16 protein-coding genes are annotated in these 23,997 nt (G+C 35.5%); 2 read left to right on the top strand and 14 right to left on the bottom strand.

Annotation, left to right across the window (positions count from 1 at the left end):
- The 5 genes from VBZ51_RS17045 to VBZ51_RS17025 all read right to left on the bottom strand — a co-directional run bounded on the left by VBZ51_RS17045 (position 1) and on the right by VBZ51_RS17025 (position 9,918).
- Positions 1-3,081 carry an efflux RND transporter permease subunit gene (locus VBZ51_RS17045; RefSeq protein ID WP_058105481.1) on the bottom strand — a complete coding sequence of 1,027 codons (3,081 nt, stop codon included), beginning with the start codon at positions 3,079-3,081 and terminating at the stop codon, positions 1-3.
- Positions 3,081-4,160 (bottom strand): efflux RND transporter periplasmic adaptor subunit, encoded by a 1,080-nt coding sequence (locus VBZ51_RS17040; RefSeq protein ID WP_416577709.1) that lies wholly within the window; start codon positions 4,158-4,160, stop codon positions 3,081-3,083. The genes VBZ51_RS17045 and VBZ51_RS17040 overlap by 1 nt, the downstream gene beginning before the upstream one ends.
- Before the next feature lie 357 nt (positions 4,161-4,517).
- Positions 4,518-6,314: a ribonucleoside-diphosphate reductase subunit alpha gene (locus VBZ51_RS17035; RefSeq protein ID WP_416577708.1), complete on the bottom strand. Its 1,797-nt coding sequence runs from the start codon at positions 6,312-6,314 to the stop codon at positions 4,518-4,520.
- Positions 6,315-7,589: a ribonucleotide-diphosphate reductase subunit beta gene (locus tag VBZ51_RS17030; RefSeq protein ID WP_348359770.1), complete on the bottom strand. Its 1,275-nt coding sequence runs from the start codon at positions 7,587-7,589 to the stop codon at positions 6,315-6,317.
- A gap of 421 nt (positions 7,590-8,010) precedes the next feature.
- On the bottom strand, positions 8,011-9,918 hold the full coding sequence (locus VBZ51_RS17025) for an endo-beta-N-acetylglucosaminidase (RefSeq protein WP_416577707.1): 1,908 nt from the start codon (positions 9,916-9,918) through the stop codon (positions 8,011-8,013).
- A gap of 196 nt (positions 9,919-10,114) precedes the next feature.
- On the opposite strand from VBZ51_RS17025, the gene VBZ51_RS17020 reads away from it, so the two are divergent.
- Positions 10,115-10,474, top strand: a complete 360-nt coding sequence (locus tag VBZ51_RS17020; RefSeq protein ID WP_416577706.1) for a hypothetical protein — start codon at positions 10,115-10,117, stop codon at positions 10,472-10,474.
- A gap of 2 nt (positions 10,475-10,476) precedes the next feature.
- Here VBZ51_RS17020 and VBZ51_RS17015 read toward each other — a convergent pair whose 3' ends face one another.
- From VBZ51_RS17015 to VBZ51_RS16980, 8 genes are read right to left on the bottom strand one after another with little or no spacing between them, the layout of a single operon-like run.
- A complete protein-coding gene (locus tag VBZ51_RS17015; protein ID WP_416577705.1) occupies positions 10,477-11,115 on the bottom strand; it encodes a Pycsar system effector family protein in 639 nt (212 codons plus the stop codon).
- A 9-nt stretch (positions 11,116-11,124) separates the two neighbouring features.
- Positions 11,125-12,366: a cation:proton antiporter gene (locus tag VBZ51_RS17010; RefSeq protein WP_416577704.1), complete on the bottom strand. Its 1,242-nt coding sequence runs from the start codon at positions 12,364-12,366 to the stop codon at positions 11,125-11,127.
- Positions 12,367-12,376: 10 nt separating this feature from the next.
- Positions 12,377-14,326, bottom strand: coding sequence for a thiamine pyrophosphate-binding protein (locus VBZ51_RS17005; protein ID WP_416577703.1), 1,950 nt, complete (start codon positions 14,324-14,326; stop codon positions 12,377-12,379).
- Between the two features lie 18 nt (positions 14,327-14,344).
- Positions 14,345-15,001, bottom strand: a complete 657-nt coding sequence (locus VBZ51_RS17000) for an NAD(P)H-hydrate epimerase (RefSeq protein WP_416577702.1) — start codon at positions 14,999-15,001, stop codon at positions 14,345-14,347.
- 2 nt (positions 15,002-15,003) lie between these two features.
- The gene (locus VBZ51_RS16995; protein WP_416577701.1) at positions 15,004-15,729 is read right to left on the bottom strand and encodes a hypothetical protein; all 726 of its coding nucleotides are present in this window, start codon (positions 15,727-15,729) and stop codon (positions 15,004-15,006) included.
- Positions 15,730-15,751: 22 nt separating this feature from the next.
- Positions 15,752-17,365, bottom strand: a complete 1,614-nt coding sequence (locus VBZ51_RS16990) for a glutamate synthase-related protein (protein ID WP_416577700.1) — start codon at positions 17,363-17,365, stop codon at positions 15,752-15,754.
- 17 nt (positions 17,366-17,382) lie between these two features.
- The gene (locus tag VBZ51_RS16985; protein ID WP_416577699.1) at positions 17,383-20,889 is read right to left on the bottom strand and encodes a metallophosphatase; all 3,507 of its coding nucleotides are present in this window, start codon (positions 20,887-20,889) and stop codon (positions 17,383-17,385) included.
- Positions 20,890-20,924: 35 nt separating this feature from the next.
- Positions 20,925-21,590, bottom strand: a complete 666-nt coding sequence (locus VBZ51_RS16980; RefSeq protein WP_416577698.1) for a Crp/Fnr family transcriptional regulator — start codon at positions 21,588-21,590, stop codon at positions 20,925-20,927.
- Positions 21,591-21,916: 326 nt separating this feature from the next.
- Here VBZ51_RS16980 and VBZ51_RS16975 point away from each other — a divergent pair, with 326 nt between their 5' ends.
- Positions 21,917-22,393: a nucleoside deaminase gene (locus tag VBZ51_RS16975; protein ID WP_291961932.1), complete on the top strand. Its 477-nt coding sequence runs from the start codon at positions 21,917-21,919 to the stop codon at positions 22,391-22,393.
- 21 nt (positions 22,394-22,414) lie between these two features.
- Here VBZ51_RS16975 and VBZ51_RS16970 read toward each other — a convergent pair whose 3' ends face one another.
- Positions 22,415-23,989 carry a sugar porter family MFS transporter gene (locus tag VBZ51_RS16970; protein ID WP_416577786.1) on the bottom strand — a complete coding sequence of 525 codons (1,575 nt, stop codon included), beginning with the start codon at positions 23,987-23,989 and terminating at the stop codon, positions 22,415-22,417.
- Positions 23,990-23,997: the final 8 nt, after the last annotated feature.

The following is a 23,997-nucleotide window of genomic DNA, read 5'->3' as shown; positions in this document are numbered from 1 at the left end:
CTAGTTGGTTTCAAGTACTTTAAACTCCGGTCTCTCTACTTTCTCCCTAGACCACAATAAATACAGGGCAGGTATCACAAAAAGGGTCAATAGTAAAGAAAACATGGTACCTCCTATAATTACTACCCCCATACCTATTCTACTAGTTGATGCCGCTCCAAGAGATAACGCAATTGGTAGAGCGCCTAATGCAATGGTTAAACTGGTCATTAAAATAGGTCTTAACCTTGATTCTGAAGCCTTCATAATTGCCTCACTTTTTTCAATACCTTGCTCCCTTAATTGGTTTGCAAACTCAACAATCAAAATACCATTCTTAGTTACAAGACCAATTAGCATTATAGTACCGATCTGGCTAAATATATTCCAAGATTGCCCAAACAACCACAATGAAAACAGTGCACCGGCAACCGCCATAGGCACCGTTAAAATGATAATAAAAGGGTCAATAAAGCTTTCAAATTGAGCCGCTAAAATCAAAAATATCAGTAATAATGCTAGTCCAAATGCAAAGAGTGTATTGGAACTACTCTCAACAAAATCACGAGATTCACCTCCCAGATCAGTGGTAAAGGTATCATCAAGTACATTTTCTTTAATTCTTTCCATTGCGGCAATACCATCATTTATAGTTTTTCCAGGTGCAAGATTTGCTGAAACCGTAGCTGCCATGTAGCGATTGTTATGATATAATTGTGGCGGACTACTATGCTCGGTAGTATGTACCAAATTATCCAATTGAATAAGTAATCCGTCCTTGTTCTTTACAAATATGGATGTGAGGTCCATTGGTGCATTCCTATCCTCCTTATCAAACTGACCTATTACTTGATATTGTTTTCCATTCTTTAAAAAATAGCCAAAACGCTGACCACTTAATGACAATTGCAAAGTTTGGGCTACATCTATAACAGATACTCCTAATGTCTCCGCTTTCTCCCTATCTATGGAAACATATAGCTCCGGTTTATCAAATTTCAAATTGACATCTACATAAGAAAAGGTCTCATCATTCTCAGCTTCTGCCATAAATTCCGGTATGTATTCCTTTAACTTATCAAAATTCTGAGCTTGAATAATATACTGTATCGGTGGACCTCCACGTCTATTCACTGAAATAGTTGGGCGTTCCGATACGTTAGATTTTCCTCCTACATAAGCTTTTGCCCATTCACCTAAATCATTGGCAATCTCTCTTTGCGATCGATCACGCTCACTAGGATCTACCAATGCAATATTAGCCCTACCGCTGTTCACAGATGAAGAACCAAAACCAGGTGAAGTCAAAACCAAACTCACCTTTTTCTCTGGCACCGAATCATTTATCAATTCGGTAATATCGGTCATTAACCGATCCATATACTCATAAGAAGAACCCTCAGGAGCATTAACACTTAAACGTATAAAGCTACGATCATCATAAGGAGCCGTTTCTTTTGGTAGAAGAATATAAAATACCGCAATTAAAGCTATACAGCCCGCTAGAATAGGGAAACTCAACCATTTTCTTTTCATGAAAACCCTTAGCGATTCTGCATAGGATTTATTCATTTGCAAAAAGTATTTCTCAGTTACGTGATAAAATTTAGTTTGCTTTTGTTTGCCCGGTTTAATCAAGTAAGCATTAAGCATGGGAGTTAACGACAAGGACACAAATGCCGAAATTAGTACAGCTGCTCCAAGTACTACCCCAAACTCCCTAAATAGTCTTCCTACAAACCCTTCTAAAAAGATGACGGGCAAGAATACGGCAGCCAATGTTATAGATATGGATATGACGGCAAAAAATATTTCATTAGACCCTTTGATAGCCGCCTCAATGGGACTCATACCTTCTTCTACCTTTTTATAAATATTTTCGGTCACAACGATACCATCATCAACAACCAATCCCGTTGCCAATACAATAGCCAAAAGTGTTAAAACATTTATTGAATAACCAAACAACCACATTACGAAAAACGTAGCAATTAAGGATACAGGAATATCAATTAAAGGGCGCATGGCCATTGACCAATTTCTAAAGAAAACAAAGATGACCAGTATTACCAGAATTACCGAAATAAGTAAGGTCTCGGCTACTTCGGTAACCGCCCGTCTTACAAAGACGGTGTCATCAATTACAATATTCAATTTAAAGCCTTCCGGTAAATCTTTTTTAAGGTTTTCGTATTCTTCGTAAAAAGCATCTGCGATTTCCAAATAGTTAGTACCGGGTTGTGGGATTACCGCAGTAGCTACCATGGGCTGACCAGAATCACTCATTTTAGTCTCCATGTTCTCACCCTCTAATGAAGCTTGGCCTATATCACTTAAACGCACTAACTTATCATTATCTGCCATGATAATGATATTATTAAATTGTTCTTCAGTACTTAAATTACCTATGGTCTTTACTGTTAGCTCTGTGTTATCGCCGGTTAATTTTCCCGATGGTAATTCTACATTCTGTGCCAATAATGCATCTTGTACATCTGAAACCGTTAATCCATATGAGGAAAGTTTTAAAGGGTCTATCCAGAGCCTCATGGCATATCTTCGTTGACCCCAAATTTGCACACTACTAACGCCTGGTATGGTTTCTATTCTTTGAGCGATGACGTTTTCAGCATAATCGGATAATTCAAGAATATTTTTATTATCGCTCTGAACGGTCATTGACAATATTCTTTGTGCATCCGCATCAGATTTAGACACCACAGGCGCAGAGTCAAGATCATCGGGCAAACTTCTAATTGCTTGTGACACCTTATCCCTAACATCGTTTGCTGCTTCTTCAAGATCTTTATCTAGATTAAATTCTATATTAATAGAACTTGAACCTTGTACACTAGATGAGCTTAAATTTCTAATGCCGTCAATAGAATTAATGGCCTTCTCCAGTGGTTCTGTAATTTGAGATTCTATAATATCTGCATTGGCACCAGAATATGTAGTTCTTACCGAAACTTGTGCCGGGTCAATTGACGGAAATTCCCTAATTCCTAAATACGTGTAACCTATAATTCCAAAAAGAACCAGGGTCACATTCATTACTATGGCAAGTACCGGTCTTTTTATGCTTAAAGTAGATAGATTCATTATTCCCCTGTTCTTGCTTCTGGTTGATTAAGATCTATTTCCACCGGTGTGCCATTTTTTAAGGCCATTACGCCATAAGTTAAAATGGTATCACCGGCTTTTAAGCCTGTCAACACCCTAACTTCATTTCCAGTTCTTGTACCAATCTCTACATCTATCTCTTTCGCCCTACCTTTTTCAGATATAAAAATGCGTTTACCGTTCTGTACCGGAATCAAAGATTCTGACGGAACCAATAACGCATTATCAACGCTTTCTAAAGGCAAAAGCACGTTTGCGTAAGTACCTGGATAAATTTTCCCGTCACTATTCTCTGCAATTGCTCTCATTTTCAAGGTTCTGGTAGCAATTTCAACCTCAGGTTCTATAGCATACACGGTAGCCTGATGATTTATATTGGCGTCTGAAGTGGTAAAAGTGAGATTTGTACCAATCTCCACCTGGGATGCATACTTTTCGGGTATGGAAAAGGTGATTTTAAGTTTACTGGTATTCACCAACTTAGCAATAGGTGTTAATGGTGTAACATAGGTTCCCTTTGATATGGAACGTAAACCAATGGTACCTGAGAACGGTGCCCTAACAATAGTTTTTGATAATTGGGCTTGTATGAGTTGTGATTCTGCACTTGCGGACTGAAAATCCGCACTTGCAATTTCATATTCTTCTTGACTAATAGCCTGCTTTTCTAAAAGCAATTTTGCCCTTCGTTCATTTTCAGAAGCTAATTTTTGTGCCGTTTGTACTTTTGAAAGTTGTGCCTGTAGCTCAACATCATTTACAGTAAAAAGTACTTGACCTTCTACCACTTTACTACCTTCCTCAAAATTGATACTCTCTACAACTCCTGATATTTCACTTCTAATTTCTATTTGTTCATTGGCTTCAATAGTTCCAGAGAGAGAAATATTGTCATTAAATTCTTGTTCTTGTAAAACAAGGCCTTTTACTGTTGTAGCTGTTGATGATTCCTCTGACAGTTTAGGCTCTCCAATTTCGTTATTGGCATTTATTCGATAAACGATCAAAGCGGTCAACCCTATCAGCAAGATACCGTAAACAATGTATTTTGTTTTCATAGGTGGTGGATTGTTTTTAGTTAGTTTGGTTACTAACAAATCTAAACCTAAACACCTATTTTGGGGATATCTTAAGCTATATTTAACAAGGTTTTAGCACCATATTTTCAACTAAATAAAAAATGATATCAAAGACTATCATAAAGGCAATTAAATATGACTTCAAAATTTAAAAATGGTTTAATATACCTTATTATTTAACATATTTTAACCTCTCAGAATTTATACGCTGAACATATTTACGCTATGATAACAGCACAAACTGTTTAATAAAAAAAAGCCGGTGCCTTAGCAGAACGTTTTCGTTCTCTAAAACACCGGATCTTAAACTGTATATTCTATTTCTAGAACAATTATTTATGCCTCACAACTAGCACAATCTTTCTTTTGCTTGAATTTTTGGGCAGCATTCATACTATGTTGGTAGTACAATGACTTCAATCCTAATTTCCATGCTGTTACGTGAATCTTATTGATTTCTTTAACTGGCATTTCTGGATGAACAATAATGTTAACGGATTGACCTTGATCAATATGGTTCTGTCTATTTGCTGCTTGATAGATAATGTCCATCTGGTCAATTTCTGAATAGGTCTTAAATACATCTTTCTCCAAATCAGAAAGGAAATCTAAATGCTGTACAGATCCATCAAAATCACGAATGCTTCTCCACACCTCAGTGGTATTCATGCCTTTCTCCTCTAAAAGATCAACTAAGAATGGGTTTCTTATTGTTGTCTTCACCTTGGCAATATCCTTTACGTATGTATTTGACCAAATTGGTTCTATACCTTGAGAAACCTGACCTAATATAAATGCAGATGACGTTGTAGGTGCAATTGCATTCAATGTCGCATTTCTTCTTCCAAAACCTTTTAAAACCTTTGGCTCTCCAAATTTATCTGCCAACTCTTCAGAAGCACTATAAGATTTCTCTTTAATTGTCTTAAATATCTCACTATTTAGATTATAGGCTTCTTGACTGTTGAAAGGCAACATTTTAGATTGCAATAATGAATGCCAACCTAATACTCCTAAGCCTAGCGCTCTGTTGTCTTTTGCAAAATTATAAGCGCGTTCCATGAACAAAAAGGTTTGGCGATCTTCCCTATTTTCAGAATCGCGGTATACTTCTAACTTTTCACAGAATTCCGTAATTACGGCATCTAAAAAGAAAACCATAGTTTCAACAGCATCTGTATCTTTCCATTTATCGTAGTGAAGAACGTTTACAGAAGACAATACACATACAAAAGACCACTCGTCACTAGATGGCAACATAATCTCCGTACACAGGTTACTAGCATAAATCTTATGACCTTTTTCTTGGTATACATCTGCAGCACCATTGTTGGCATTATCCTTAAAGAAGATATACGGGTAGCCCATTTCACCTCTTCTTTGTAACACTTTGGCCCAGATAGAACGTTTTTCATTGTCACCATCTACCATTTCTTGCATCCACTTATTCGTAACAGTTACGCCATGAGTCAATTCTTGAATAGGGTTACCTTCAGTACCAATTTCCAAAAACTCTTCAATATCAGCGTGTTCTACCGGCAAGTAAGGAGAAAAACGACCTCTACGTACAGAACCTTGGCTTACGACATCTACCATAGATTCAAAAAGCTGCATAATATGTACCGCACCAGATGCTTTACCATTATTTTTAACTTCTGCTCCCCTATGTCTAATATTACCAAAGTAACCAGAGGTACCACCACCTAATTTAGACATCATACCTACTTCAGATTGGGTGTACAAAATGTTACCCATATCATCGGCTATATTAGAGCCAAAACAACTAATTGGCAATCCTCTTTCTTTTCCAAAATTAGACCATACCGGAGATGCCAATGAGTAAAAACCTTCACTCATATACCCATAGAACTTATCTGAAAAACCAGGCATACCTAATATTTTCTCCGCTCTATCGGCAATTTCACGAATACGGGTTTCGGCTGATACTCCAGGAGTTAAATAACCAGAAGCCAAGAAGTTACGACTATCTTGATTTAACCACTTAAACCCTTCTTCTTTGTCTTGTTTTATACTTTTAAGCGCTTCTTTTCTTGCTTGTACCAGTTCATTAGAACCATTCAGCTTAATTTCTTCTTTTACGCTAGTCTCTAAGTTAATTTTTGAATCGTTCATTTAAAATAAGTCGTCACTGGTTATACTTTGTGTTCTTTTGCTATAGTTAATGGAGCGCTTTACGAAGAAATCACCATGTTTGGTACCGATTATCTCATCATCAAACCATTCTGTCTGAGATAATAATTCTTCGTCTACCTCAAATATTTTTTCGATTCCGATACTTTCTATCGAATCATTAAATCTCTTTTTAATGAATTCCTTGATTAAGTTTTTAGGAAGGAAATCTATTTCACCTGCTTCAAAAATCCAATCTATAATATCACTCTCGGCCAAGAATGCATCTTTACACATATCTTGAACAGTACTATTAAATTCTGCATTAAACCACTTAGGGTTCTCATCTTTTATAATATTGATAATATCAATACCAAAATCGCCATGGATCTGCTCTTCTTTTGAGGTTGCCTCAACAACATTAGAGATACCCTTAAACATATTTTTATGTTTATTAAAGGCCATGATAATCAAGAACTGAGAGAACAATGATACGTGCTCTATGAATAATGAGAATAATAGAATTGATTCTGAATACTCTTGATTGTCTTCGCTTTTAGAGTTCTTAAGAGCCGTTTCCAAATAATGAACCCTTTTCATTATAACAGGCTTTTTCTTCAAGTTCTTGAACTCTGCATTTAAACCTAATATTTCCAACAAATGAGAATACGCATCATGGTGTCTTACTTCACTTTCTGCAAACGTTGCACCTACCGAACCAATTTCTGGTTTTGGCATCTTATGGTAGATATCTCCCCAAAAGCTCTTAACCGCAACTTCAATTTGGGAAATGGCCAACATCGCATTTTTTATGGCATTTCTTTCAATGTCATTCAAGCCGGTCTTAAAGTCTTGAATGTCACTTGTAAAGTTAAATTCCGTATGTATCCAATATGAATGTCTAATTGCCGATACATATTCGTACAATGCTGGGTATTCATATGGTTTTAGATTCACTCGCTTTTCAAAGATGTTCGATTTTCTTTTCTGTGCTTGCTCATTTCTATATAGAATATATCCCTTAGCAACATCAAAGTAACCGCCTTCCATTAACTTGTTCTCAACGAAATCTTGAACCTCCTCTACTGTAGGAATATAATTATCGTCTAATTTCTTTCTTTCTAACAGTGCTAAATGCACATTATTGGAAATTATTTCAGCTTCACCAGGACCACCATGTTCAACGGCTGTCATAGCCTTTAAAATAGCATTTGTAATTTTGTGTAAATGGAAGGGTTTTGTTGAAAAATCCCGTTTTATGACCTGTGTGATTTTCATGTTAAAATAATGTTAATGATGAACTAATTAAGCGAGGTGTAAAGTTCCAAAATTAATCACCTTATTTTCACATTTACCTCGTTAAGCTTTTAACATGGTTATCAACAATTGCAATTTTAACTAAAAATAGAAGAATGCCAACCTTCTCCAAATCACACACTAAAGATCTTTAAATCAATGTTTTATATTGATAAATTTAAATTCTAAATTTAGATTTGCTTAAAGAATTACTTCAGCTAATAATTGTATAAATAATTTTTAATAAAGTTGGCCATAGTCATTTTTTTCTAATAACATACTATTAACATTGATGTAATTTTTTACAATTTAAGTTGACCAACTTAAGTCGTTTTTCTTCAATATAATAGCTTTACCCATCTGTCTAAAAAACTCAATTTTCTCTTTAAAAAATCAAATGGTATCATTTAGAAATGTCAATGGTTTTTTTAATGATTTCACCTTTTTTACCACCAAAACTCTCCGATTGCACCTCAATTTTTATTTTTCCGTTTTTTGTAGGAATTTTTGAAATATAAAAATCTTTAGAGGGTGTTTTACCTAACCAAATTTTGTCATTTTCTTCATTTATAAAGTATATATTATGATATACAGGAGCATCTAAAGTTTTAAAATGAACATACAATTCGGCATTGTTTTCATTTAAAAAACCATTTACCTGAAATTGAGATGTAGTTGGTGATGGTTCGTGTTTGGAGTTTATGGCAACCTCGCCTAAATACGCACTACCTTTGCCCCTAGTTCTAACTCCAATCTTAATTATACGAACGTTTTTACGAGCGGTTATTCTAAAATTGTTTTTCTTCCAGGAAAGTGAATTTTTAAGCGCATTGGTTAAAATCTCCCCGTTAGATAATTGGCAATAAAACTCTAAACTTATATCACCAGTAGTTTTAGCGACAACGCTAAAATTCACATTCTTTTCTAAACTTATTTTTGTCTTGTACAAAGGTAGTTCTGCATTCTCGTACGCTTCTAAGAATAAGCTACTACCACCAAAATAACTATCCTCAAAACTAATGGTAGGTTCAACTTTGGTAGTATCTACATGAAATTGCCATGTTGGCAATACGTCTTGAATACTTAAATTATGCCATTCTTCTCTAGAAACCGTTATTCCTTTCTCATTGTAAAAACTACCAAGTCCGTAATTGAAATTAGATTTAAAAGGCAGTTCATTAATTACGCTACGTGGTTCAAAATAATTGGAGAATCCTTGCCAAGTACTTTCGCCAAACCTGGTCTCTATGGTTGAACCACCATTCCAAAAATTTTGTTCATTACGGTATACGTCCTCTGGCATTTTACTTTCAGAAATATCAAAGGTAGCATTGGACCAGTAAATACCTATAGATGTATTATTAGGTTTACCATTCTTATATAGTGCATCCCATTTAACAAGAGTCTTATAACTTTTGGACTGTACATCTATACCCGCGAACAGATCCCACTCACTTCTTCCCAGTTTATTGGCCAGAACTTTACTATCTTCTAAATTAACATCGTGATACCTAAAATTGATAAAAAACACATCAGACATATTAGTATCTCCATTTTGAAAATACATTTGATTGTGCTCGTTTAATTCGTCTTGCCAAATTACGCGTGAATCATCTATCATGGCATCGTACCAGACCAATTTTAAATTTGATCGTTCCCTATAATATGTGATGAACTCTTGCATGAGTTCCCCCACATTGCCCACCAAATCATACGTTTCTTGATTAATAAACCAGCCATCAAAATTATATGTTTTAGCTACTTCAATAAGTTTATCGGCAACGGGAAAGCTTCCATCCTCATTCTTTACAAGAAACTCATACACCCACTCTTCCTTACCACCATAAACGTTGGGCGGAAAAAACACCGTACCTATACTCTTTACTCCGTTTTTATGGGCAGCATCTGTCCAGAACGCTGTTGGTGGCACAATAATACCTTCGTTTGCTGAGCCACCCCATTGCACAAAATAATCTATGTATTGCCAAAATGGAAAAGCATATTGTTTTACCGAAGAAAACCCTTGAGATGGATGAAAATTAGTGGTATGAGGTGCCATTAAAGCTATAATACCCGGAATTTTTGGTGAACTTTCTCCTAAATCCGTACTATCATTTAAAAACCGATCTGCCAAAGGAATACTACTTACATTAAACTTTGCTTCCCTATCATTTTCTGGTGACCATTCTAAAAGCTCGTGTACAAACCAATAAGAAGAATAGGGCTGATTTTTTCCATACTCTTGTTCTTGTGCCTTTATGTTAAATCCGCACCAAAATAATATTACAAAATACACGGTTACTTTCCTCATGGTCGTTGTCAGTTTAATTTAAAGTTTAAAGATTGTTCTTTTCTGAAGAATCTACAACTCTCTTGAAATTATAGAAGGTTTAAATTTAAATGAAAAAGAATATTTAAACATAAACGGAACATATGAAGGGTAGGCTTCACTTTATGGAGACCTCAAATGAAATTTTCAATACTTTCGCCTTTTAATTGAATGCCATATGAATATTGAAGAATTAGTTGGTTCGTATTCTATTATAGGGAGCAACCAAGATGGGGAATCGCATAATTACAAAGGCCTACTTTTATTATCCCTTGATGGTAATAAAAGAATTATTGCAAAATGGACCATTAATAATACTCAGAAACAGACTGGAACAGGTTTTTTCAAGAATAATATTTTGGTGATAAATTTCAGCTATACTGGCGATGACCAAAATATTTACAAAGGTGTTGTAGTGTACCAGTGCCTTAGCAAAGATGTTCTAGACGGATTTTGGTCCGAGAAACACGGTAATCCTCTTTATTTGGGAGAAGAACGTTGTTTTAGAATTAAAACAAACGCTGTACTGTTAAGTTAATACTACATAGCAAACATGATATGGCACGCTATAAACCCTATCACCGCCAAAATAATACCTACTAAGAATACATGAAAAGAAGTTCTAAGTAGTTTAAATTTTCTATCTATCGTCTTACCTAAATGAAACGTATCTCTTGCAATAGTCTTATAAAGCTCGTCTCCCTTATACATTAAACTCGTTAGCCCTTCGGTATACTCTTCTTCATTCATGGTATTAAAATTACCATAGAACAAAAGGTTATTGGTACTCCTATCTCCATGCGTAAGTTCTGGTCTAGTCGCAAATACGGCATATGCTATAGAAATGAGATTGGTTCCTAACATTATAATTGCCGGATATATAAGATGTGGATCTTTATCTAATTGACTTAATACGGTACCTAAAATTATAGAAAGAATAAGCGCGTTTATGGAAATAAGAATGTTCGATTTTCTATCGATCATTGTATTCAAGGTATACTGATTTTTAGACACTAAACGAAACAAGGTTTCTGCTCCACGTTCTGAGCGAGGTTCAACTTTTGAAAGTTTCTTCTTTAGCTCTTTCAGCTTCTCTTTATCAATACCCAATTCGGCAATCAATTGCTTATCAATCGCTTTTTCCTGCTTTTTTATTACTTTTTCTGATTCGTCCATCATTAAATAATTTTACTCGCTATATATTTTCTTTGCTACTTTACCAACACTTAATCCTTGTACGATTACCGACACCAGTACGACAACATAGGTTATATACAATATTATTTCTGCGGAAAGGTCTTCTGATAAACTAAGTGCCAGCGCTATTGATATACCACCGCGCAAGCCTCCCCAAGTTAAAATCGCCACTGTTTTTATAGGTTTACTTTCTTCATGTTTAAGTAAGCTATACGGTAATAATACCGATATAAAACGAGCCAAAAGTACCACCAATACAGACAAGAAGCCTAATGTAAGATATAACGAATCAAATTTAAGAAGATGTATTGACAACCCTATTAGAACAAATAGAATAGCATTGAAAACATCATCTAGAACTTCCCAAATATTATTCAGCATTTTCCGCGTCATTCCTTTATTTGATGCTATATTAATTTTATTACCAATGACCATTCCAGATACCACCATAGCTAAAGGTCCAGAAACATGAAGTATAGAGGCTATTGCATAACCGCCTATAACAATGGCTAAACTTATTAGTACCGCTAATTGCGGATTTTCATTAATAGATTTAATAACTCTATATCCTATATAACCTAAAATCAAACCGTAGACAATTCCACCAACGGCTTCCATTAAAAATAACTCACCAATAGTACTACTTAATGATTCATTACTATTTTCATCTAAACGTGCTACAATTAGCAAACCAGAAAACACTACAACTCCAATACCGTCATTAAATAAAGATTCGCCCTCAATTTTCACTCCCAAGCTTTTCTGAATATTTGCCTTTTTCAAAATTGACATTACCGCTATGGGGTCTGTTGGCGAAATTAATGCTCCAAAAAGCAAAGCATGTATAAGTGGTAATTCTATTGATAAGGATTGAGCAAGGTAAAAGGTTAAAAAACCGACTATTGTAGTAGAAATAAGCACCCCAAACGTTGCAAACAATAGTATGGATTTCCGCTCTTTTTTTAGGTCATCTATATTAACATGTAAAGAACCTGCAAAGAGCAAGAAACTCAACATACCGTCCATTAACAGACTTCTGAAATCTGTATTTATTACTAAATCACAGAAATAAAGATAAAATGCCGGAAATATATTTTTCGTCAATGTAATTAGCACGACCATTGACAAGGCTAAAATCATTAACCCTATAGTTGATGGCAACTTTAACCACTTATAGTTAACGTAACTAAAAAAGGCGGCAATTAAGAATATGATACTAAATGATTGAAACATGTTTTCTTATTTAAATCAAATTAGCATCAGTGATTATCTCCAGTAATGCCGCACCATCGTGTGCTTTTAGTTTTTCTAAAGCAGGTATTAATTCTTCTATTTTGGTAACCCTAATACCAAGTGCTCCACAATTCTCTGCATATTTTGAAAAATTTGCATTGTGTAAAGAAGTTTTCCAAACATCTAATTCAGCCGCTTTTTGCTCCTTTGAAATTTTACCAATTTCTGAGTTGTTTAAAAGCACATGTTTGATGTTCATATTGTATTTCACCAAAGTCATCATTTCACCTAAATACTGACCAAAGCCACCATCACCTGAGACCGACCAAATAGGTCTTTCGTTGCCTTGAGCAGCCCATGCGCCCATTGCCGCAGGCAACGCAAAGCCTATAGAACCTAAGTAACCGGACATTAATACAGATTGATTTTTAGGTTCAAAATAACGACCAAAAGAATAGGTGTTGTTACCAACATCTACGGCAATAACCGCATTGTCTGGCACTACTTTGTTCATTGCATCAAAAACGGCTATTGAACTTAAACCAACCGTACTTTCATCTTGTAACCTACTTGATTTTTCTTCTTGCCAAATCTCCCATCTTTTGGCAATTTCTGGGCGTCTATCTACCGTATTTATTTTTCCTTCGGTTTGTTCTTCTATAATGGTCAAGGTTTCAGAAATCTCTCCCCATAGGGCAGCATCAACTTTATGAAATTTACTTAAAGCTGCTGGGTCATAATCTACCTGTATAATAGGTTTTTTAGGCGTAATACCTGTATGATTAGAAAACGATGCGCCAAAAACAATCAATAAATCACTCTCGTTCATGAACCAAGAAGCTATAGGTGTTCCGCTTCGTCCTAACACACCACAACCTAATTCATGATGGTCAGAAATTTGTCCTTTTCCTTTAAAGGTGGTGATTACTGGACAATTTAATTTTTCAGCAAATGCGATTATAGCATCCATTTGAAAACGAGCGCCATGCCCTACTATAATTGCAGGTAGTTCTGAATTTGTAATCATACCCACCGCTTTCGCTACCATTTGTCTTGGCGGTGAAATATTAAAAGGTGTAATTCTATCTTCTGGAGTCTGTGCCTTTTCGTTATCTGGCTTTGGCATAAAGGCTACCTCATCTGGGAAAGTAACATGAGACACATCTCTATTTATCAATGCACTTTTAATAGCCAAACTCATTAACTCACTATGCTTAGAGTTTTGTTGTACACTATGGTTAAAATTGGCTACGGTTTGAAAAGCACCTACCAAATCTACTTCTTGAAAAGCACCAGTTCCTAGTACTTGTGTATTCACCTGACCAGAAATAGCAAGCATTGGTGAGCGGTCTACTTTAGCATCCCACATACCGGTAAACATATTGGTAGAACCCGGACCGGCTATTCCAAAACAAACTGCGGGTTTCCCCATTAGTTTACCATAAGCAGATGCCGCAAATGCTGCAGCACCTTCGTGACGTATTCCATAAAATCTGAAATTTCCTTTTTCTTCTTGACGCATCATAGCATCGGCAACCCCTAGGTTTGAATGACCAACCATGCCAAAACCAGTATCAACGCCCCAATTTACCATGGTTTCAATCATCACGTCAGAAATCGTTTCTGCGTGTTTCTCTTCCTCTTCAATACCCACAAAAATTTCATTGCCTTCTTCCTTTGTTGGAAATGTTTCAATACCATCATCAAAACCACCTGGTGGCACACCTGTACAAGGGTCAAAATCCCAACCGTGCCACGGGCAACGTAGCAATCCGTTTTCAATAGAACCTTCGCCCAAAGGTCCACCTTGGTGCGGACACTTATTATCTAGAGCAGAAAATTTGCCTTTAAAATGTGTTAAGCAAATACCTTTATGAGCAGCAGTAACGGTCATTACACGACCTTCTGCCAATCTCTTTTTATTATCTAACACTTTATGCCACACTACTTTCTTTTCCATGGGTCGGTTCTTTTTAGGTTATTTAATCTTTATCAATTGGTGTTCTTTAAAATTTGGCATTTTTATATTAAAATGCTCATAAACAGATTTCGGAATTCCCAAATCAGCCATAAACACTTCTACTCCGCTTGGTAATTTTTCTAAAATAATTTTAGAAGCTGCCAAGGTCATTATTTGGTCCGCTTTAAAACCTGATAATTCACCATCTTTAGAAATACCAACGGGAATGTCCAACGATATTCTAAATGCCGATGATGCGTTGGCTAGTACAATACTTTTGGCAAATGCATCAGACAGCGGTAATCTTTGAGAGAACCCCAAATAGGCATCTACCCAAATATCAGTAGTTTCCGGTATACCTTTCTTTGCCCCAAATAGCAATGCTCTTTCTAATTGAGCTTTTGGTAGGTCTTTGCTAATAGGTACAACCAAATCTAAATTTACATTGTAACCCCAAGCAGCAAGTCTACGAGCAGCGACCAGACCGCCGCCGCCATTATTGCCATTACCTACCCCAATGGTTATTACCGAACTTTTATTTGCTTTTTTAGCGATTAACCTAGCCAACTGCAAACCGGCATTTTCCATCATCAACTCAATGGACAGGTTGTATTTTTCAACTGCCCAATAATCCATTTCTTTAAAGGCTTCTAAGGAAAGACTGGTTACCTGCATATTTACTTTTTATAGGTGTTAATAGCTTCCGTAAAAAACTGTACCGCTTGTTCTTCATTAATATTTGTAGCTGGTAAAACTGCTCCTTTGAATCCTTCATTTTTCCATTCACCTAAGGAAAGTGAATCAAACTTAGAAGTATCTAAACCACTATGACCTTTGTATCCGCTGATATAAAAATAGTGTTCAGTGACCATCGTATCGGGTACAGCTAAACCAAAGCCTATAGACAAATCATCAGAAATTACAACATAAGCACCCGAATCAAAATGATGGGGCCAAATACGAATGTCTGATTCTAAACCATTTACGGCAAGTGTTTTTTCTAAACTAGATTGCGTCAGGGATCTTAAATCCGCAAGTTCCTTTAATTTAGACCCATCTAGTACAAAGGTGAAAGAATCATCAATTGAATATGGCAGGTCGTAATGAAAATCATAGGTATATGTCTTACCCAAAAATGAATCTGCAGAATTCGTTAACCGTTCCAATACTTGTTGATGGGTTTTTCCATCCAATGCAAAAGAAGCTTTGTTCTTAGGAGAATCCCACTCCAAAGAAAAGGTGTTGTAGTTTAAAGTAAGAACGTCTCCGTCTGTTGATAACGGGTGCGTTTCAAGACGTTGTTTATCAATTGACCATCCAAGATTAGTATGACTATCATCTGCCTTCTTCTCTACAAAACTTATTCCTGCAGCTGCTAAATATTGTGCTGCTAAGTGCATCATTTTTTCCATTTATATTTTGTTTTTAGGGGTTAACACCACCATAATTAATTCCTGTTAAACGATGCATATCATGATTAAAAGTAGATAAGTCATCAAAATTGAATTTTGAGATATCATCATGACCACAAGCTCTTGCAATAACTTTTATAAGGTTATTTGTGGCATCAAAATAGTTATGTAATTGTTTCGCTGAAGAATCTATAATCAACCTACTACGCAAAAATTCTTTTTGAGTTGCAATACCCACCGGACAGTTGTTACTACCACAAGCACGCATACCCAAACAACCGATTGCCTGTAAAGCCGAATTAGATACGGCAATAGCATCCGCACCTAACATAAGTGCTTTACCAAAATCTTCTGCAATACGTAAACCTCCTGTAATTACCAAGGTTACATCTGTAGCACCTACTTTATCTAAATATTTTCTTGCTCTTGCTAAAGCAGGTATTGTAGGTACATTAATATTATCTCTTAATATGGTTGGTGCTGAACCTGTTCCCCCACCTCTACCATCTAAAATGATATAATCTACACCTACATCTAATGCAAACTGAATATCTTTTTCTATATGACTGGCTGCAATTTTGAAACCGATTGGAATACCACCCGTACGCTCTCTTACTTTTTCTGCAAAAGATTTGAAGTCATCTACACCATGAAAATCTGGGAAAGTTGCCGGTGAAATTGCCGTCTCGCCTTCTTTTAAACCTCTTACCTCAGCAATTTCCTTACTTACTTTAGCACCTGGCAAATGCCCCCCTGTACCTGTTTTAGCACCTTGTCCGCCTTTAAAATGAAAAGCTTGAACTTTGTCTAGCTTATCCCAAGAAAATCCAAATTTTGCCGAAGCCAGTTCATAAAAATACTTGCTGTTGTTTTCTTGCTCATGAGGTAACATTCCGCCTTCTCCTGAGCAAATACCTGTACCTGCTAACTGCGCTCCTTTAGACAAAGCTATTTTAGCTTCTCTAGATAATGCGCCAAAACTCATATCACTCACAAAAAGGGGAATATCTAAATGTAAAGGCTTCTTGGCTTTAGGACCAATAACCACCTTTGTTGCCACTTCATCTTCATCTAACAAAGGTCTGCTTGCCAATTGGGCAGGCAAAAATTGAATATCGCTCCATTTTGGCAACGTATTTCTATCCACTCCCATAGAAGCCGAGAATCCGTGATGACCCAAGTTTTTTAATCCATTTGTGGCTAATTCTTTTATATACCCTGTATACGGTTCTGTTTCTTCAGGGTGGGTATCTGCGTAAGCACCTAAATAAGCATCTCTATTAAATGGCTGCGGACTGTCTACTAAATAAGCATCTATCTCTTCTTCATCTACAAAAAGACTATCCCCTTCTATTTTAATAGTAAACTTTTGTAACACCTCTGCATTATTGTATTCAGAAACTCCGGTATCTACTCTATAATCCCAGCCGTGAACACCACAAATAAGGTTATGACCATCTACATGCCCGTCTGACATTAATGCCCCTCTATGCAAACATCTACCGTACAATACAGAAATATCATCATCAAATTTTACAATAACTAAATCCAAACCATTGACTAATGCGTGTTCTGGTTTCTTGTTTTCTAAAGTGCTTACTTGAGCAATTGCAATTGGTTTTTTCATTGGTTGTAATTTTTTAATTAAAAAGAAAAGCCTAGTGCGAAGACTACACGCCCCCCATCTACACTATTAAAATATCCCAGATTCAGCGTAAATGCTTCAGCCCCTATAAGCCAAGCTGACGCACCTACCGAATTATGCCATTTATTAGAGGTATCATCTTCAACCCAAACCCTACCGTAATCGAAACTACCGGTAAGTCCAAACCTAAACGGAACAAGGCTAGTTCTTAACCCCCCTAAAGGAAATCTTAAATCTGTATTCTGATAAAAAGATTGTTTTCCTGTAAATCTTTCATTTCTAAATCCTCTTAAGCTATTGATACCGCCAATAGTTGCTGCATGGTAAAATTCAAAATTATCACCTATCAATGCTTCACCTGCAATCTTGGTTGCAAAAACGATACTTCCGCTTTTAGTTAATTTGTGATCTATGATCAATTGTGGTTGTATGTATGCAAAACTATTATCTGCTTCGGTATTATCTATATTCGTTTTATAACCTATGGTCAGCCCTGCATCTAGCCCCAAGGTAGGAAAAGCGGCACTATTTTTATTTTTGAAATTATAAGCAGTTTCTACACCTGCATAGGTTTGCCTATCAAAAATTGTATTAGTCTGTGGTAGTTGTGCTACAAAACGATCCTCTGTATTATCAACCTCAAAAGATTCTATTAAAGGTTTAAAATAGAAAGAACCTCCGTTAATACCTTCCCATTGCAATGACACTGCTGCTTTAAATTTACTAATTCTAATTCTATTAAAATCTAAATCCACCTCATCAGCGTCATAAAGCGTTTCATTACCAAAACCGAAGAAATTCTCTGAAAAACTAGGACTTGTATATAAACCTTCTAAACCAAAATTCCAGTTATGAAATATATTTGAGAATTCACCTTTATACGACAAATCGAAACCTGATGTACTGGTATAATATGCTGCATTGATACTATGCTTATACGTAAACGGATTACGTTGTAAACTATATGATGTATGATTGCTAATCACTCCTAATTTCACTCCGTCATCCGGATTAAATGCTATGATAGGCAATAACTGATTAAAATTATACTTTACTTTTTTGTGATTGTAATTATTTAATTCATAATCATTTACCAACCATTTTTTAGATCTTTTATTTATAATAGTATTCTCCTTATCCTTATAATCATATAACTTTACTTTACGCGTATTCTTAAAGTCATAGGTATCGTTTTTCTTTCCTCCTACTATTTTAATTTTTATAGGCTGGTCACCTTCCCCTTCCACAGTGAACGTATCTTTCCCATCTAATCCAAACAGCCAAATTTCTTTAGTGATATCTTTAGAAAATGTATGATCTAACAGGCCTAAATCTTTACGATCTATTTTTACATTAGTCTTACCATCAGCTAACCTAGTTATGGTAAAATCATCTGCTTTCTGTGTTCCAGTAACTACTTGAAATTTATTCAAATGAAGGTAATACGCTTTTGAAATCTTTTTAAGGTTATCTCGTCTGCCTTTTAATTTACGCTTTATATCATTGATAACCGGTCCTTTTATTTCTTCAGGAATTGCCTCAAAGGCATTTTCAATATCAGCATCTGATAGTTCATTTTGAATATGATCAGTTTGTCTTTCCCATTCATCCCATCCAGAAGCATGAATAAAAGTTAAATCCAAATGATAGGGAGATGATGCAAACCATTTTACACTTCTAAGTTCTTCATCATAAGTTTGCATTTTACGTAACCCGGGAATTACCCTTGTCAAAAAACTAATTAAACTACCGTCGTACTTTGAAAATGCCTGGTCTCGATCTCTGGGTATTGGACTGCAATATTCCGTTCCGTCTTCATTCTTATAAAGTGCCCAGCGCCATTGGTCTTCATGACGGTCCCAATCTCCCAAAAGCATATCGAATATTCTTGCACGGATATAAGAAGGCTCATCTACTACCGATTTACCCGATCTGTTTATCTCTTGTAAAACATCAGCAGTACTTAATATTTTTAACGGTTTCCCAAAACCCTCTGCCTCTACTTGTGTATCGCCAACATGCTCTTCAATCATGTATAACTCATCACCAAACTCATCATTATAAACACCTAACCTTTCTTGTTTAGGAATGTAATATAAAATAGGATTGGTATGATTGACACCAACCGCATCAGACAACCCACCTATAACAAATGGAGTATATGGGTTTGAAGTCGTATAAAAATCGGCCAAAAATTTATCAACTGTTGTACCATCTAGAACATCGCCAATATAAGTCTCTTGAAAAGCATTTGCCTGTAAAAATTTTATAGTACTCTTTTTTAGAGCACGCATAACATACTGCTTACCTTCTTTATCTTCTAACCTAAGTGATTTTGATTGCTGCCCGCCTCCTCGCTTTAACGGCGTTAAACCTCCCATTAATGTATCTAAAAAAACAACTGGAGCATCAACTTCCTTACCATAAAATTCTCTGTAATGTTCACCCCAAAGTGCTTTATAGAATCCACTTTTTGTAGTAGCCTCTTTGGTATAAATAGCCGCTAATTTTTTGGCTCCTAAATTTTTATCGAAGTTGTAAATTTCCAAATCTTCAGTTTCACTCTTTAGAACAGTCGTCTTAAAAATCTCATTAAAAGTTCCGTTTTTTAAGGTAAAATACTTTGCCAATACACTACCGTTAGTAGTAATATCTAGACGTACATAACCTTTTTTAGCAATAGAAAAATCATCTTGTCCTCCATTATTTACAGCTTTAAGCTTACCAGCCGCTCCGCTTATAATTTGTGGTACATTACCTTTTATATATTGTAAGTTTCCACTTTTACCGGACAAGAAAATAACGTTATCCGCACCTTTAGCTATAGTTTTTAACCTGTTTCTAAGCGTACGGTATTGCTTATTCTGAAACTCTTGTGTAGAGAATCCTCCGATATTACTAAGAAAACCTTGTTTACTATTCGTTTTTGTTGGGTGATGTAGCGCTACAAAAACAATTTTACCTTGTGCTTTTTTTATGCGATTTTCAAATTCTAAAAAGAATAATGTTCTATTCTGAATTTCAGATTCTTCATTAATATAAATATGATCGTCCCAATTTTCTAAGTACCATTGAGAATCTACCGTAATCAATTCTACGTTTTCTCCCAAATCTTGATGCTTAATAGGTTCTGCATCATCAGGAGAAAATTTGGCTTTGCTATTTTTCTGAATGTATTTTTCTATATCAAAAACACCCTTGTAGCCATTTACCCATTCTTTATCACCAGGTATAAAAATGACATCTTTGCCTAGATTTGATAGTATAGACAATTGTATATCCAATGATTTTTCAATTTCAGTTTTAGGTGCAGCGTTTCCTAATATTAATACGGTAGGTTTATTTACCAATTGCGATTTTTTTGAAATCTCAGAAAGCACTTCAGTATCTGAAATATCCCATGTATTACCGGTAATATAAATAGACTGTTCTATTTCTTGTGAAAATATAGTGCTAGCAAATAATAGTAAAGAGAATGTTAGGGGAAAATGGGAGAACTTTTTCATTATAGTTGGTTTATTTTACATGTATGTTTAAATGGTTATATAGTTTTCTTTGAATACGATATAAATTTTGAATCATAATCAATGATGTTTTCTTTACGCATTATGCTCAATACGTTATTTACCGTCTGCCTAGAGGTATTGGTCAAGTTGGCAATGTCTTTATGAGAGAGTAAGTTTTTTGCCACTATCCGGTCCTTTTCCACTTCACCAAACTCTTCTATAAAAACTTTAATAAATTCAGATATTCTAGTTTTGCTATCCTTATATAATAGGTCTTGCAGTCTTGTTTCCAATTTTCTAATACGAAGACCGTATATTTTTAACAGACCGTTTTTCAAAGACTTATACTCTTCCATTAAGCCTTCCATCATATCAGATTCTATATAACAAATGACTACGTCTTCTAGAGCTATGGCAACTTCTTTAGACGAGTTATCCTTATCATAGATAGAGAGTTCTCCAAAAATATTTCCCTTTTTCACAACATACTTAACAATGTTATTTTCAGAGTCGATAATTTTAACAGATCCATTTTTTAAGAAGAAAATGCAATTTTTATCCCTATCTCCCATGTCGATAATATTGCCTTTATCAACATGTTCCATCTCCAATAGATTGCAGAGTTTCATCATAGAAGGCATCCCCAATTTTTTAAAAAGGCTAAATCCTTCTAAGAACCAATATTTTGTAATTGCTTTCAATATCTAATTTTAACAAAAACCAATATTACTGATTATCAACAGTATACAGAAACTATAAATTCAACAGAGTTACTTTACACGACAGTTGAGTAGATTTTAAGAGGTACAATTGAGAAATTTACCTCTTTAAATAATTCATCTTAATCATTTTTCTAATTGGTTGGTTTTAAACTAAGTCGGATAAAAATCAAAATCTTTCATAATTTTTTTAACAATTGCCAAAAAAGAACATTCTCTTTCAAAAAAAACCTATGCTTAGAATTGCATCTAAAAGGCGTAATTTGCATCCCCAAATAATAAATATATACCATTAGAATTTTATAAATATGACGAAAGATCACGAGTTTTTTATGAGAAGAGCCATAGAAATGGCAGCAAAAGGAATGAACTCAAACGCAGGCGGCCCATTTGGTGCCGTAGTTGTAAAAGATGGAGAAATTATAGCCGAAGGCCATAATAAGGTAACTTCAACGAACGACCCTACTGCACATGCAGAAATGGTGGTTATTAGAGATGCCTGTAAAAAACTGAATACGTTTCAATTAACAGATTGTATTATTTATACTTCTTGCGAACCCTGCCCAATGTGCTTTGGTGCTATTTATTGGGCCAGACCAAAGGCAGTATATTATGGTTGTGATAAAGCAGATGCAAAGGCTATAGATTTTGATGACCAGTTTATATATGATGAGCTAGAAGTTGAAATGCAGGACAGACAAATTCATTTTAAGCAAATGCTTCAAGAAGAAGCCGTTGAAGTCTTTAATAATTGGGCTTCTAAACAAGACAAGACAAAGTATTAATATAGATACCGTTTAAAAATGTCATGTGGATTTCACTAGTAGTTTTTCCAATTCTTCTAGTGATTTCCCTTTTGTTTCCGGTACCTTGGCGGCAATAAACAACAAACCTATTATTGCAAAAATTGCGTATAACAAAAAGGTCAACGAATTACCAAGATTAGATAATTGCCAAGGAAAAACAAGTTGCACCAAAAAGGCAAATGTAAGGTTTACCAAACCTACAAATGAAATTGCCAACCCGCGAATTCGATTTGGGAACAGTTCTGAAAAAAGCACCCACATTACAGGACCTATGGAAACTGCATAAAAAGAGACAAATAAAAGTATACCGCATAAAATAAGAACCGAATTTATCTTTGCCGCGGCAGTTACCAAAATAGCTTCATACTGTTTGGCTTTATCATCACCTAAGGCATTGGAAAGCGCCTCTTTAAAATCTAAATCTGAAGTAAAGGTTTGATCCTCCAAAGCCCTTAATTTTTCAATTGGCACTTCATTAGGCAACCCATTTAATGCGCTGTCATCTAATATATAAGTAGCCGTTTTAAAACCATAAGCTAGAATCAACATTGCTGTTGCCATACCTATCATACCGTAAATCAACATAGGTTTCCTACCTAATTTGTCTATAATCTTCATGGCTACGATAGTAAATATCAAATTTACCAATCCTACTAAAATAGCTTGTAAAAACGATGCATCTGTACCAATGCCCGTTTGTTCAAAAATTAAGGGTGCATAGAACATCACAGAATTTATACCTACCAGCTGTTGAAATATGGCAACAATAATGCCTACCAGTATTACAAGGCGTATGTTCTTTTTAAAAAGCTCCCCGAAGTGAACCTTTTCTTTTTTACCTTCTTGAAGAATACTCTCTTCAATAGATTTCATTTGTTTTGCTGCTTCATTTGCTCCCACGAACCTCTGTAACGTTTGCCTTGCCTCTATTAAAGAACCTTTCATGGAGAGCCATCTAGGGCTTTGCGGCACAATAAACAATCCTATATAATATAATAATGCGGGAAACACTTCTAAACCAAGCATCCAACGCCAATTCCATTTTTTTAGATTAATGGTGTTTACCCAACCATAATCGCTATCGCCCAATCTTAAGATTAGATAGTTTGTAAAAAATGCGGCCGAAATACCAATGACAATATTCAATTGATTAAAAGATACCATTTGCCCTCTCTTCTCCGGCGGACTTACCTCTGCAATATACATAGGAGCAATGATCAAAGCTGCACCTACAGAAAAACCACCTATTAACCTGCCTATGATCAACATGGTGAACGTAGTGGAAAATGCTGAAAAGAGCGCTGAGACCGCAAATAATAAAGCTGCATATTTGAGTACGCTTCTTCTGCCTATTTTATCACTTAAAGGTCCCGCAATAAAAGTGCCTAGCGCAGCAGTCAGGGTTATAGAACTGACCAGCCAGCCTAATTGAATGTCGTTAAGGGAGAATTCATGTTCTACAAACTTTAAAGTTCCAGAAATAACGGAAGCATCAAAACCAAGAATAAAGCCGCCCAGTGCAACAATGGCGGCTATTCTTATTATATAATTTTTATTTACTTCCATGTTAAGTATTTGTAATA

This window comes from Maribacter sp. HS, from assembly GCF_048059195.1.
GTDB classification, from domain to species: domain Bacteria; phylum Bacteroidota; class Bacteroidia; order Flavobacteriales; family Flavobacteriaceae; genus Maribacter; species Maribacter dokdonensis.
This window is presented reverse-complemented; position numbering and strand designations above follow the sequence as displayed.